This is a genomic window from Paenibacillus sp. FSL L8-0436 (assembly GCF_038593025.1).
Taxonomy (GTDB): Bacteria; Bacillota; Bacilli; order Paenibacillales; family Paenibacillaceae; genus Paenibacillus_AQ.
In genome coordinates, this window is record NZ_CP151955.1 from 778,019 (window position 1) to 792,848 (window position 14,830).

Annotated in this window: 12 protein-coding genes; 10 read left to right on the forward strand and 2 right to left on the reverse strand. The window is 39.7% G+C overall.

Annotation, left to right across the window (positions count from 1 at the left end; translation table 11 throughout):
- Window positions 1-61: 61 nt before the first annotated feature.
- On the reverse strand, window positions 62-1,051 hold the full coding sequence (locus NSS79_RS03620; RefSeq protein WP_342438308.1) for a HAMP domain-containing sensor histidine kinase: 990 nt from the start codon (window positions 1,049-1,051) through the stop codon (window positions 62-64).
- Window positions 1,038-1,724: a response regulator transcription factor gene (locus NSS79_RS03625; RefSeq protein WP_342438309.1), complete on the reverse strand. Its 687-nt coding sequence runs from the start codon at window positions 1,722-1,724 to the stop codon at window positions 1,038-1,040. Before NSS79_RS03625 ends, NSS79_RS03620 begins: the two co-directional genes overlap by 14 nt.
- 222 nt (window positions 1,725-1,946) lie before the next feature.
- Between NSS79_RS03625 and NSS79_RS03630 the strand changes: the two genes are divergently transcribed.
- The 10 genes from NSS79_RS03630 to NSS79_RS03675 all read left to right on the forward strand — a co-directional run bounded on the left by NSS79_RS03630 (window position 1,947) and on the right by NSS79_RS03675 (window position 14,641).
- A complete protein-coding gene (locus tag NSS79_RS03630; RefSeq protein WP_342438310.1) occupies window positions 1,947-2,936 on the forward strand; it encodes a tRNA-dihydrouridine synthase in 990 nt (329 codons plus the stop codon).
- Window positions 2,937-3,129: 193 nt separating this feature from the next.
- Window positions 3,130-3,360 carry an AbrB/MazE/SpoVT family DNA-binding domain-containing protein gene (locus tag NSS79_RS03635; RefSeq protein ID WP_342438311.1) on the forward strand — a complete coding sequence of 77 codons (231 nt, stop codon included), beginning with the start codon at window positions 3,130-3,132 and terminating at the stop codon, window positions 3,358-3,360.
- On the forward strand, window positions 3,354-3,695 hold the full coding sequence (gene mazF / locus NSS79_RS03640; RefSeq protein WP_342438312.1) for an endoribonuclease MazF: 342 nt from the start codon (window positions 3,354-3,356) through the stop codon (window positions 3,693-3,695). Before NSS79_RS03635 ends, mazF begins: the two co-directional genes overlap by 7 nt.
- A gap of 42 nt (window positions 3,696-3,737) precedes the next feature.
- On the forward strand, window positions 3,738-4,046 hold the full coding sequence (locus NSS79_RS03645) for a hypothetical protein (RefSeq protein WP_038585776.1): 309 nt from the start codon (window positions 3,738-3,740) through the stop codon (window positions 4,044-4,046).
- Window positions 4,047-4,180: 134 nt separating this feature from the next.
- A complete protein-coding gene (locus NSS79_RS03650) occupies window positions 4,181-5,554 on the forward strand; it encodes an SEC-C metal-binding domain-containing protein (RefSeq protein ID WP_342438313.1) in 1,374 nt (457 codons plus the stop codon).
- Between the two features lie 111 nt (window positions 5,555-5,665).
- A complete protein-coding gene (locus NSS79_RS03655) occupies window positions 5,666-6,235 on the forward strand; it encodes a hypothetical protein (protein WP_342438314.1) in 570 nt (189 codons plus the stop codon).
- Window positions 6,236-6,565: 330 nt separating this feature from the next.
- A complete protein-coding gene (locus tag NSS79_RS03660; protein WP_342438315.1) occupies window positions 6,566-7,231 on the forward strand; it encodes an Imm41 family immunity protein in 666 nt (221 codons plus the stop codon).
- Window positions 7,232-7,902: 671 nt separating this feature from the next.
- Window positions 7,903-9,681 carry a class I SAM-dependent DNA methyltransferase gene (locus tag NSS79_RS03665; RefSeq protein WP_342438316.1) on the forward strand — a complete coding sequence of 593 codons (1,779 nt, stop codon included), beginning with the start codon at window positions 7,903-7,905 and terminating at the stop codon, window positions 9,679-9,681.
- Window positions 9,678-11,576: a restriction endonuclease subunit S gene (locus NSS79_RS03670; protein WP_342438317.1), complete on the forward strand. Its 1,899-nt coding sequence runs from the start codon at window positions 9,678-9,680 to the stop codon at window positions 11,574-11,576. Before NSS79_RS03665 ends, NSS79_RS03670 begins: the two co-directional genes overlap by 4 nt.
- Before the next feature lie 14 nt (window positions 11,577-11,590).
- Window positions 11,591-14,641 carry a DEAD/DEAH box helicase family protein gene (locus NSS79_RS03675; RefSeq protein ID WP_342438318.1) on the forward strand — a complete coding sequence of 1,017 codons (3,051 nt, stop codon included), beginning with the start codon at window positions 11,591-11,593 and terminating at the stop codon, window positions 14,639-14,641.
- The last annotated feature ends 189 nt before the right edge of the window (window positions 14,642-14,830 follow it).

The window sequence follows — 14,830 nt, forward strand, 5'->3', positions numbered from 1 at the left end:
GGTTTACCCATATAATAGAACCTTCATCTTACATCCCTGTGACTTTCAGGTGAGAGATTCGTCACTTTGGGAAACGAATGGCAAATACCGCACCGCCCTGCGGGTGATTTTTTGCGGTAATCGTCCCTCCCTGCCTTGTTATAATCATCTTGCAGAGAGAAAGTCCAATCCCGTATCCTGTAGCGTTTGGGTTTTTCCCGCGATAGAACCTGTCGAACAGGCAGGGTAAATCTTCTTTTTCAAAGCCCGCGCCGCTGTCGTGGATAGCAATCCCGGTAAACAGCGGGTTGTCCGTGCAAACAATCTCAATCTTCCCGTGCTCGCCTGCACTTTCCATGCAATTTTTGAGGACATTTTGAATGGCTTCCGAAAGCCAACCCGAATCGCCCTGAATCATTACCCCTTTCGGCACGTCTATTTGCAAATCAATATCGTGCAGTTCCATTGAGATTAGGAACGGGCGAAGCGCGGCGTTTACAAGAGCGTTTACATCGATCTGCCCGCTTTGGAACACCACAATGCCCGCGTCCAAGCGGGATAATTTCAATAGAGAAGTAATCAGCCAATCCATCCGCACAAGCAATTCCTCTGTTTCCCGTACAAATGCTTTCCGCTCGTTTTCATTAGGGTTATTCGCTAACAATGACAGAATGAGGTTCGCGGATGTGAGCGGAGTTCGGAGCTGGTGAGCTATGTCGGCAAGCGAATCGGCAAGATGTTCTTTTTCTTTTTTCAGCGCGTCGTTTTGCTCCCGAATACGCAGCATCATTTTTGTTATCTCGCTGTGCAGAATGGAAAGTTCGCCCTCGTCCGATTCACCAATATACAGATGGTCAGCATTATGAAGTACAAGATCAATTTGATTTGAAATCCGCGCAATGCTTTTGTACCGGGCTTTGGTAAACGCGAAGAACGCTGTGCCAAAGGCGGCGGCAGAAGCAAGGGCAAGGATTCCCGCCGCCTCATTTATTGCAAAACCCAGCATTACAGCGGCGACGGCCATTAAGGAGAACAAAATGGCAAACTGCCGAAACTCTCTATTCCGAAGCATGCCCGCCCCCCAATCTATACCCTGTCCCGCGAACGGTCAGAATAATTTGCGGGCTTGCCGGGTCGTTCTCTATCTTCTCCCGCAAGCGTTTGATGTACACGGTCAATGTATTGTCATTGACAAACTCACCCGCCGCGTCCCACAATTCGTCAAGTAGCTTGCCCCTCGTGATAATACTTTTTGGGTTGCTAATAAACACCAGCAACAAGCGGTATTCTAATGCTGAAAGAAAAACCTCGTTGCCGTTTTTTTTCACAACGCCGCTTGCCGTATCGACATGAAGCCCGCGAATTTCAAAATCCGCCCCGGAACGCCCGCTTTTTCGCAGGGCGGTTCCAATTCGCGCAATCAATTCACGCGGACGAAAAGGCTTGGTGATATAGTCATCCGCGCCCATGTTCAGCCCGGTAACAACACTCGCCTCATCGCCGGATGCCGTCAGAAAGATAACGGGTACATCCCCTGTTTCTTTGATTTCCGTGCAAACCGTAAAGCCATTTCCGTCAGGCAAGGAAATATCAATCAACGCCAAGTCGAATTTATTCCCGGCAAGTGCGGCAAGAGCTTCACTCCGCGTAGGGGCGTGGATGACTGTAAATCCCTCCGAGCGAAGCAAAAGTATAAGGTTTTTAGCGATTGCCTTATCGTCCTCAACCAAAAATATCCGTTTCATATATTTTCACCATCCTTTACTTTAGCACTCCTATATCGTCCGTCAGCCGGTTTTTCAGCGTCAACCGGAACAAGCCATGTATTTCCCACGCACAACACCTCCATAGCTTTATTATATTTCTTTTGACGGAAACATATAGGCTGAGGTGTAAAACAAAAAAATACCCCTTCTTTTATGATATACTTTGATTTATCATGCCGTATTCATAGAGAGGTTTTTGAGATGACAAATAATTTTTGGCGTGATTTACCACGGCCTTTTTTTATACTGGCGCCTATGGAAGATGTGACGGATGTTGTTTTTCGCCATGTCGTAAGTATTGCTGCCAGACCGGATGTGTTTTTTACGGAGTTTGCGAATACAGAGAGCTATTGTCACCCCGAGGGGCACCATGCTGTGCGCGGGCGTTTGACTTTTACAGAGGATGAACAGCCCATCGTAGCACATATCTGGGGAGACAAGCCGGAATACTTCCGTCAAATGAGCATCGGTATGGCGAAAGAAGGGTTCAAGGGCATCGATATTAATATGGGTTGCCCTGTAGCGAATGTAGCACAGAACGGGAAGGGAAGCGGCCTGATCTGCCGTCCGGACACCGCAGCGGATATCATCCAGGCTGCAAAAGCCGGGGGACTGCCTGTCAGTGTGAAAACAAGACTCGGTTTCAGTGACTTAGACGAATGGCGCGGCTGGTTGACCCATATTTTGAAGCAAGACATTGTTAATCTGTCTATTCATCTGCGCACACGAGAGGAAATGAGTAAAGTAGATGCCCACTGGGAACTGATTCCGGAGATTAAGAAGCTTCGCGATGAGGTGGCACCCCATACACTGCTGACCATTAACGGGGATATCCCCGACCGTCAGACTGGTCTTAAGCTCGCTGAAGAGTACGGTGTGGATGGTATTATGATTGGTCGCGGTATTTTTCAGAATCCGTTTGCTTTTGAGCAGGAGCCGAAGGATCACAGTAGTGAGGAATTACTTGATCTGCTGCGGCTGCATCTGGATCTCTATGATAAATACTCCGTACAGGCACCGCGTTCGTTCAGCCCCCTTCAACGATTCTTTAAAATATATGTCCGCGGATTTCGCGGGGCCAGTGAATTAAGAAATAACTTAATGAACACTAAGTCGACAAGTGAAGTGCGTGCGCTGCTCGATGAATTTGGAAGCAAGGAGCCTGACGAGGCGGAGGAAAGTGGGAATTAAGCTGCCAAGATTGTAGAAATCCGAGTGGAAAATAGAATAGACGCTAAACGAGTGAGGATCGGATGAATGGGGAAGGGGATGAGCCCGGAGCCAACAAGCCTTTCCTCTGTTTTTTATATATATTCTACACAATGATTTGACTTCTAAAATCACTTTGTTTACACTTTGTTTATACATTCTGGGAGGCGGGTCTATGTTTCAGGTTCGAAAATGGGGTAACAGCTTGGGCATTCGCATTCCGAAATCTCTTGCCCTAAAGGTCGGTATTGAGGAAGGCTCCGAAGTCGATCTTGATGTGGAAGATGGACATCTTATCATCAAGCCGAAGTCGGCTACACTGGACGAAATCCTTTCCCAGGTCACCCCGGAAAATCTCCATAATGAGGTCTCTACAGGCAAACAACAAGGACGGGAAGTATGGTAATGGGCGGGTATGTGCCGGATCGAGGCGACTTGGTATGGTTGCAGTTCAACCCGCAAGCGGGGCATGAACAGGCAGGCAAACGTCCGGCTTTTGTCGTGTCTCCTGCTTCCTATAATGGTAAGGTCGGACTTTCCTTGCTCTGTCCGGTAACTTCTAAACCAAAGGGCTACCCGTTTGAAGTAGTCATTCCGCAGGATCTGCCCATCGAAGGGGTTATCCTTGCCGATCAAGTAAAGAGTCTAGATTGGCAATCCCGACAGGCAGTGTTCATCTGTAAAGTACCACAGATCATACTGTCAGATGTCGTTGCCAAACTCGACTTACTGATTCGCTGACCTACAATTGTAGGCAGCAATAAGAGAAGTGGTGCCCAGTAAATGAATAACATAAACTCTCATCATTGTAATCTCAATATATGGTATCATCTACCTGATGAAGTATGGAGTAAAGTTGCTGCTATATATAAGTCTATGCCCGGTTGGAAGGGGTATAAAGACGGAATTCCACATTGGTTCGGGCAGGAAGATGATGATGTTTTTATTGAAGCATCCGTTGAGCCGGGCGGATTGTCATTTTATGCCCAGATGAATCAGAGCGATTGGGATTCCTGGATAACAAGGTTTAAATCAGAAGCAACAAAGGTATTAGATTTTGACGTTGGTGAACCTGAAGATGGATTTATGTGAAAGGATTGTAACTTCAAATAAACGACGTAAAGGACATGACTATAGCTAATCCCCTCTCTACTAAAAAGGAAATCCGTGGTTGAAGATGTGTGGACAGGTGAGGTGAATATATAAACTCCCGAGGAGTGTGTGACATGATAGGAAGAAATGACCCTTGTCCTTGTGGAAGCGGGAAAAAGTACAAGCAATGCTGTTTACTTAAGCAGTCGGAGGATCAGACGGTGCAGGCGAAGGCGCGGCATTTTTTTGACCGGAAATTTAGATTGACCAATGACCTGTATTCCTTTCTGGCTCAAAAGCAAGGCGGGGAATGGAGCTTCGATCATCAAAAAATCAAACCCTTCGATTCTACTTTAAGCTATTACAGAGAAGGGGCCGGAAACATGTGGGCGTATTTCTTTCGTGCATATGATAACGGTTTGCGCGGAATAGACTGGTTTGTGAAAGAAAGGGGCCAGAGGTATTCCGGGGAAGACCGGGAGATGCTTGAAAGATGGAGAAATATGAAGGTTTCCTGCTATCAGTTGGTGGACCAATATGAGCAAGGTGCGATCCTTGAGGACATCTGGACCCAAGAAAGGTATCGGATGCCGTACTGTGAAACGATGATTAAGCTTCCTCCTTGGACCGTATCTATCGGAATGATTGAGCCATATATAGAGGATTGGTGTATCCATGGAGTGTTTATGTGGGGCCACCCTGATGTAGCATCCGAGGTAATGACCAGGATAGAGCAGCTGCAGGAAGAAACTGCAAAGGCTTCAGAACAGGAGATGTCTCCTGCGGACATAATGGCCGGCAACTATCCGGAGATGCTTGATTTGTGCAACAGAATTAATAGTAGAAGTGAAAAGCCGGTTAGTAATCTGGAGGACATGAGGGAGCAAATTTTTGTAACACGCGAATATACTTGCGAGTTGCCCGAGCTGCTGGAGACAATGCTATTGGACATTGGGGACAAATATATTCTAGCGCCGGGGACAGATCCTGCAGAAGATATAACTGTAATTAGCCGGGCAGACAAGCTGGACGGGCTATTAGGCACTATACCAGCGGATCGTCGGGAGCAGCTTAGCTTGGACGAAATCCAGATCTCGAATGATTTGGCTAATATTCAGATCGATAAACAGGGGGTAACCGTCACTGGTTGGCAGAGCGCTGAGCTGGAAGCTACGCTGGAACTGTTGGAATCGAAATTGGCTACCGCCGTCGGTCTGACCCGGGTTAATGAACGAAGAGAGGCTAATCAGCTCCCCAAAGCGTTTGCCGTTAAAGGATACAATATCATAACAGACAAGAATCTCTCCGAGCAAGAGGTTACTGCTTACGGGAATCTAACCGTGCTACTGCAATGGGTTCACGACACACAAGTGAAAGCTCCCGCAGAAAGTGCCGAAATACTCGTTAGGCGAAGAGAATATGAGCAATACCGGATCAATCCGGAATTATCCAATTTGGCCCTTTTACGTATAGCGCTAGGGTTGCCTGAGAGTCCGTTTGCTGGGTGATGAAATTGCTGTATACGCTTGAGTGAACACATAGAGGATCGGCTGAATGGGGAGGGGGACAAACCCGGAGCCAATAAGCCTTTTCTCTGTTTTTATATGGAGGGGAATTACATGTCCTGGAGCAAATTGAAGCAACAACTGGAGGGCTTTCTCAGTCCTGCGTTAAATGGAAGGGTAGAATACCGCGCACCAGGCTACCGTTATCTGCCTGATAAATCAGGGATTTGTTATATCTCGGTAGATAAAAAGAACGTACTCAACATGAGTGATAAAACGAACACTATCAGATGGTATCAAACAGAGCTGGAAGTTAAGAATGATCCGGATATCCAGATTCCTATCACCAATGACGACATTGAAGCGGTCAGACAAGCAACCAAGGGACCAGTGCCGGAGGAACGCCTAATAGTAATGGCAAGAAGCAGAAAAAGTACCGAACATGCCAAAGAGCTAATGTCAGCACAGGCTGAATTAAGTAAATCGAATTTTATCGTGGTGGCGAATAAGTTCTTAACTACTCCTATAGAGGAAAGTCTAGAGAGCAGTGATATGGTATTGAATATACTGGCTTTGGTGGACAGGAGGGTTGGAAAGAAGCGGCTCTTGAGCATGGCGGAGAAGATGGAGTTAAAGCATCCGGTGGTGCATTATTTTTATGAGCTGCGGCGTAGTACAGTGTGAAGTGGATGATTTTTACCTGTGAAGGGTCATAGATGGGTAAGGGGGCACCCGGCGAATGGATTGGTAGTGAGAATTAAGAATACACTCTTGAGTGGCTTGTAATAATTAGAGAGAAGCCCCTATTTGATTTAGATCGTCGGTTTTTTATTTGTTGGGGGTACTTTGGGTCGAGGTTGTTCCTACTGATCGCTCGACAATGTGAGAGAGTGGCGGTGCTGGTAAGAAAAGATTAATAACAAGATGTATCGGGGTTCAGACCCATCCTTTGACTGGAATGGTTTTTCAGTTAAGAATGGAATGATTATGTAGAGTGAAAATTGGAGGGACTTTATGGAGAGCGAATTACAGGTACTTATGAATAACTATCACTGCCTAGATAACACCTTTATACATAAATTAAGCGAAGAATCATTATTTGATTTTTCGTTATTTTGGGAGTATTACAATAGTGTGAGGGAAGTAATCAAAGGGACTCTTGATAAACCTTTAACTAGAGAAATCTCTAGAGCAATTAGCTACACGCATTCAAAAATTTTAGAACATATCATATGGGAATATTCCGATAATGATCTAGGTCAAATTACAAACTTTCCTTTTGATAAACAACATTTAATAATTGAACGTCTTGGTTTCATGGTAGATGGATATTTTCAAGGTTATCTAATAGATGAAAGCAACTTTGGTGAAGAATTACAGAATCCAACACTCTCCAAAGAAAAAGTTGAAATAGAGCCATCCATAATTCAATTAGGCTTTTTTAAGGAGGGGCTTGATATCCATGCTGTGGGATTCAAAAATAAAGATAGAACCTATGATATATTCTTAGATGAAGCGGATGAGAAGTCTCTTGTTGATTCCAAGTTAAGCCGTAGAGAAGTACAGGGCACGTTCATTTTTTCTGTAGCTGATTCCAGTTCAGCTTATCGCGTATTTCATGAATGGGTCATGAAAAGCTACTCCCCGTACAGTTCTAATAAAATATGTAAAGGACAATAATATGGGTAATCCATTCTCTAACAAAAAGAAAATCCGTGGCTGGAAGCGTGAAATTAAGCTAATTGAACAGTGGAAATAACGTCATATTAATTTGGACATTGAACAGCTATGTCGTAGCAATAGAGACTATGTAAAGTTATGGATCGCCCCATTCTACAGGCTAACTAGACGTAATCCTCCGATGTGGTATTCTCGATTACTACTTGAGGCACTGATAGAAGTTTACCAATCTTGGTACCAGCAAATGAAAAGATTAAATGAACCATTCTATCTGAAAATATGGCTCTATAATCCGAACTTTATCAATTCACAAATTGTCGTCGCTTTTCGAGATTGCTTGGATTATTACGATAACACCTTCGATAAAAGCAACGATAAAAATCATACCCCTCATATCTGTATGGAGAAATATTTGGTCTCCAGGAATTTAGTTGGGAGCTCGCCATACATTCATGTAACTATTGACAGTAAGATGAATGGTCGTTTAACCAGTAAGTTAGGTACAGTTGCCTTGATGATGTTAATTTGGGGACGAACTATTCGGAAACATCGAACAGTTCGTCCCCCTTTCTGTAAGTAAACATCGAAAGAAGGAGAAAGCCCAGTGATTGTTGAATATATCTAATGTTACACCTAGAAAATGCAAGTTGACGAAAGAAGGATTAAGATAAATGTCAGAAAAGTCTTTAAGCAGCCAAACAACCATAAATATCAAAGAGAAATCGAATATGATTTGGAACAATGCAAACCATCTAGTGGGACTATATAAGCCTCATGAATACGGTAAGGTTATTCTACCGATGACAGTTATAAAAAGATTCCACGATACTCTTCTTCCTAGTAGAGATAAGGTAACTGAAACCTATGAAAAAGTAAAGAACTTTGAAGTTAAAGATGGCTTTCTCGAAGTTGCCGCAGGGCTAAGCTTCTATAACGTTAGTCCATTTACGTTTGATTCACTTTTGGCAGATGCTTCTCATATTGAAGAGAACTTCCGAGCTTACTTGAATGGGTTTTCAGATAATGTTCAAGATGTACTGGCTCATTTTGATTTCGATAAGGAGATTACCAAATTAGCTAATAATAATATTCTTTTTTATATTATTCAGGAGTTTAATAAAAAATCAAGCTATTTAGGTGCAGACATTATTACCTCAGTCGATATGGGCTACATATTCGAAGATTTAATAAAAACGTTTTCGGAAAGCTATAACGAAGAAGCAGGAGCGCATTTCACAAGCCGTGACATCATTTATCTTATGACTGATCTTCTAATTTGTGATGAAAAAGATGCAATGATTGAGAATGGAGTTGTCAAAACAGTATACGACCAAACAATGGGAACTTCGCAAATGTTGGGATGTATGGAAGAACGCCTTCGTGAATTAGATGCAGACGCAGAAATTCGTTGTTTTGGACAGGAATTCAATCCTGAAACATACGCGATTGCAAAAGCAGATATGATTATTAAAGGAAGTAATTCTGAAAATATGAAGTTTGGAGATACACTCTCTGATGACAAGTTTCCTGGATATACGTTCGACTATTGCATTTCGAATCCACCATTCGGAATTGATTGGAAGCGTGAGGAAAAGGCGGTTAAAGCAGAGTATAAGCTTAGTGATAAAGGCAGATTTGGAGCTGGCCTCCCCAAGATTTCTGATGGTCAAATGCTGTTTATGCTAAATGGTATAAGCAAATTAAAGAAGGACAGAGGAAAGATGGCAATTATTCAAAATGGATCATCGCTGTTTTCGGGTTCAGCTGGTTCTGGTGAAAGTGAAATTCGAAGATATCTAATTGAAAATGATTGGATTGATGCTATCGTACAACTTCCAAACGATTCATTTTACAATACACCTATATCCACCTATGTATGGATAATCACTAAGAATAAGCCAAGCCATAGAGAAGGCAAGATACAACTCATTGATGCTTCTAACATGTATGAATTAAGAAGAAAAGCCATAGGTAAAAAAAGAAACGATATCACTGATGCTTGCAGAGATATTATAGTTAAGGCTTATGGAGAATACCTTAATAAGACCTATTCATTGGGAGAGAAAACCTGCGAATCAAAAATAATTGATAATGTTGAATTTGGATATAACAAAATTGTAATTGAAAGCCCGCTTGTCGATGAAAAAGGTGAGAAAATAATGAAAGGGAAAAAGGTAGCTGTTAATACAAATAATAGAGATACAGAAAATGTACCATTAACGGATGATATCGATATTTACTTTGAAAAAAATATTAAGCCATTTAATCCCGATGCATGGATAGACAAGCAAAAAACAACTATTGGATATGAAATTCCATTTCCGAGGTATTTTTATAAATATGTTGAACCTGAAAAAAGCGAAAAAGTTGCAGTTAGAATAAAAAATATAGAGCAGATTATATCGGCATCACTTGACAGATTGTTTTCAACGGGTGGTGATATAAAATGAATCGTGAGATGAAGGATAGTGGAATTAATTGGATAGGTTTAATTCCGAAAAGCTGGGAAGTTGTCCCTCATAAATATGTAATGAGAAAAGAAAAAAATATCTGTGATAAATATGAGGGGCAAGATATTTTGTCTTTAACTATGCGAGGGGTAATTGTACGAGACTTAACAAATCCCTCTGGTAAAATGCCAGCTACTTTTGATGGTTATCAGATAGTGAGACCAGGTAATCTACTATTATGTTTATTTGATATTGACGTAACACCCAGATGTGTAGGTTTAATTAACAATGACGGTCTAACAAGTCCTGCTTATAGTCAATTTGTGCTAAAAAATAATTACAACGCTAAATATTATTATTATTTGCTAAGAATGATTGATGACAAAAAATCATTTCTGCATCTATCAAAAAACTTAAGAAACTCTTTAACAGAAACTGACTTTGGACAAATTCTTACCATTGTTCCACCTAATGTAGAACAACAACTTATTTCAGAGTATCTTCATCGAAAGTGTTTAGAGATTGATGGCATAATTGATAATACTAGAAAGGCTATTAATGAATTTAAAGAATATAAAAACTCACTTGTAAATGAGGTTGTAACTACAGGAATAGATTCCAATGTACCTTTAAAAGATAGTAATGTTGAGTGGATTGGAAAGATTCCAAAACATTGGAGAACAATGAAGCTAAAATATATTTTTTGTATAAAAAAAGAAATTTCCAAAGAATTAGGGCATGATATTCTATCAGTCACCCAAAGTGGAATAAAGATAAAAGATATTACAAATAATGAAGGTCAAATTTCTGCAGATTACAGTAAATATCAACTTGTTCAAGCTGGTGATTTTATAATGAATCACATGGATTTACTTACAGGTTGGGTTGATTTTTCACCTTATAATGGTGTCACTAGTCCTGATTATAGAGTGTTTAAACTAATCAACGAAAAAAAATACTATAAAAAATACTATATGTATTTATTGCAAGCCTGTTACACAAACAAAACATTTTATGGATTGGCACAGGGAGTGTCTCATCTTGGACGGTGGAGACTACAGACTGAAAAATTCATGAATTTCCCTCTACCGGTATTATCAATAAAAGAACAACAAGATATTGCGGATATTCTAGATGAAAAATGTTCTGAAATTGACAAAATAGTAATTCAAAAACAAAGGTTAATTTTGGAGCTTGAAGCTTATAAAAAGAATTTGATTTACGAATGTGTTACTGGAAAAATTGATGTTTCAGCAATTAAAATGCTTAATGAACCTGCTACTGTTTATCCATTATTTCCAGTGGTACTTCCAACCAATAAAAAACGTTTTGCGCAGGCGATTTTAGCAAGCAAGATTATTGATACTGCCCATGCTTCACAATTTGGCCGTGTAAAACTTGAAAAGATGCTTTATATTCTTGAAACACATATCGGGTTTGATTTTGACACTGAATATAAACGTGAGGTTGCAGGACCTCTTGATGGATCAATTTATCAATGTGAGAACATGATATCACAGAAAAATAAGTGGTTCACTATAACAAAAAATAAATATGGTGTTAAATATAGTCCTGCAAAAGAAATATCTAAGTATAAGACCTATTATAAAAAGTATTATGCAGACTACAATAGAGAAATAAGTAGAATCATTAATATTTTCAAACCGCTCACTACAGAAGAAGCTGAAATTTTTGCAACACTCTATGCTTCTTGGAATGATTTTATTATCGCAGGTTGCGAGTTTAATGATGAAGACATTGTTAGTGATGTAATGAACAATTGGCATGATAGTAAAAAGCGTTTTTTAAGGGATGCATGGCTTAGTGCCATTGAACAAATGAAACAGCTTAATCTTGTCCCGAAAGGTTATGGGAAAAAGACGATTAGTGGGTAAGGTGGTAATTATGAATGCAAGATAATGAAAAACGCTTTGAGCAAGATATCGAAAGTTATTTACTTTCCTCTGTAGGCGGATATCTAAAAGGCGAACTTAATACCTATGATCGCAAAAAAGCTATCGATATGAAAACACTTGTTACTTTTTTATCTACTTCACAGTCCAATGAATGGGAACGACAAGTAAATCGAGATGGCATAGACGCTCAAGCTCGTCTCTATCGTTGTTTACAAATGAATATTGATAGTGAAGGTTTAATTCATGTTCTAAGGAACGGTATCATTGATCGTGGTATAAGGTTTAAAATTGCATTTTTCAGACCAGAAACAAGTTTGAATGATAATGTAATAAAGCAATACAATAAAAATATTCTAACTTGTACTCGCCAGTTTAAATATTCAACACAAAATGAAAAGTCCATTGATATGGTGTTATCTTTAAATGGTATCCCTATTGTAGCAGTAGAATTAAAGAATCAACTAAAAGGACAATCAATTGATAATGCTAAACGGCAATTCATGTATGACCGTGACCCCAAAGAATGCATATTCAATTTTAATAACAGAATACTTGTGTTTTTCACTGTTGATCTTTATGAGGTTGCTATGGCAACTCAGTTAAAGGGAAAAGATACGTTCTTTTTGCCGTTTAATCGAGGTTCGAATGGTGCAGGAGAAGTTGGTGGTGCAGGTAATCCAGCAGGTGACGGCGAAGGTTATGTCACTTCTTATTTATGGGAAAACGTCTTGCAAAAAGATGCTTTGCTAGACATTTTACAAAGATACATTCATTTGGGTGTTTCAGAATCAACCGAAAAAGTGGATGGAAGACGAAAAACTAAAATAAATAAGAAAATTATTTTTCCACGATATCATCAACTTGATGTTGTAACAAAGTTAGCTGCTGATGTTAGGTTGAATGGAAGTGGAAAGAACTATTTAATTCAACATTCCGCAGGATCAGGAAAGAGTAATTCAATTGCCTGGCTGGCTTATAGACTATCTACACTACATGATAAAGATGACAATAGCATCTTTACTTCTATCATCGTTGTTACTGATCGCCGCGTACTTGATAATCAACTACAAAATACGATTTCGGGTTTTGATCACGTTGAAGGAGTAGTTGAAACCATTGACGATAAGAAGAGCTCAAAGGATCTGCGGGATGCAATCAACGATGGCAAAAAAATTATTATCACAACACTTCAAAAGTTTCCTGTTATCTATGAAGAAATAGATGACAACAAAGGCAGAAGGTTCGCTATTATTGTAGATGAAGCTCATTCATCTCAATCTGGGAACAGCGCAAAAAAATTAAAGGCAGCTCTGGCTGATGTAGAAGAAGCACTAAAAGAATATGCGGGTATTGAAAACCAAGCAGAATTCGAATTGGAGGATACTGAAGATCAGCTTATTAAAGAGTTGATTACACACGGTAGACACAAGAACTTGTCGTTCTTTGCTTTTACAGCAACCCCAAAAGAGAAAACCCTTGAAATGTTTGGCGAGAAGCATGGCGATGGAACCTTCCGTCCTTTTCATAATTACAGTATGCGACAAGCTATTGAGGAAGAATTTATAATTGACGTATTAAAAAACTATATGTCGTATAGAACTTGCTTTAAAATTTCCAAAAATACTCCTGATAATCCTGAAGTTCCGACTACAAAGGCAGTAAAAGCTGTTCGTAGATATCAGGAGTTGCACCCACATAATCTGCAACAAAAAACTGCAGTTATTGTCGAACAATTTAGAGAAATAACCAAAAATAAAATCGGCGGAAATGCGAAAGCAATGGTGGTTACTGCCTCTCGCCTTCATGCTGTTCGTTATTATCACGAATTCAAGAGGTACATTGAGAAAAATAAGTATGATGAGATTGATATTCTTATTGCTTTTTCAGGTGTAATAAATGATCTCAATGAACATGGTGAAACCGTTACGTACACAGAAGAGAGTTTAAACAAACGACCTGATGGCTCCACTATTAAGGAAAAGCAGTTACCAGAAGACTTTCATCATGACTTTAATTGCCTTATTGTTGCGGAGAAGTATCAGACTGGATTTGATGAGCCGTTACTTCACACTATGTTTGTTGATAAAAAGCTCGAAGGCGTTAAGGCAGTCCAGACACTTTCAAGATTAAACCGTACTTGCCGTGGCAAAGATGATACGTTTATTTTGGATTTTGTGAATTCCACGGAGGATATAAAAAAATCATTTTCACGATTTTATGAAGCTACTATGCTTGATGAAGAAATAAATGTAAACCTTATTTATCAGACACAAAGTTTGTTGCGTAAATTTAAGCTTTACAGTGATGCTGATATTGAAAACTTCATCAAAATATATTATAAGAATGGAGAGCAGACAAATAAGGATCTTGGTAAAATGACCGCTTTGTTAAAGCCTGTTGTTGATAGGTATAATGACCTTAATATAGAAAAACGTTACGAATATCGAATGACTATACGAAATTTTAACAAATGGTATTCTTATATTGTTCAGATTATCAGAATGTTTGATAAGAGCCTCCAGATGGAATTCGCATTTACATCATATCTTGCTAAGATGATTCCGAAGGAAAGCGATAAGGATATTAATATCGAGGATAAGCTGCGCTTAGAATTCTATAAGCTTGAAGAGACGTTTAAAGGTGATATTATCCTCGAAACAAATTCAATTTACCAAACACTTACAAATCCAAAGAGGTTTGTTCCAGAATCTGTCGTTGTAAGTGATGATGAACTTTTGGAAAACATTATTAGAAAAATTAACGAGAAGTTTAATGGTACTTTTACCGAAGGCGATAAGGTTATCGTGGAGACAATATATTATAAAGTGGTCAAGGATAATAAGAAGCTTAAATCTTATGCCAAAAACAACGATGCTGAAGTTTTCGAGAGGAGCATTTTTCCTGAAATATTTAAAAAGGTAGCGCAGGAATGCTACATGGAGTCAGTTACTTCTTTCTCAAAGTTATTCGAGAATAAAAAGTTTTACACTTCTGTAATGGAAGAAATCGCAAGAGAATCATATAAAGATTTAAGAAGTAGTTAATCAATAAAAAGTTAATAAATGGTTATACATATTATCTTTTCCTGATCCCCCGTCAGCGGTTATAGGGTATTTTTCTGCATTGTAGGTCTAAGTGCAGAACTTTCTGAAAATAATAAAAGGAATGATTAAGTATTCTCGAATAACTTATGAAGAATAAATTATCAAGAAATATGAATGGTAGTGAGCGTG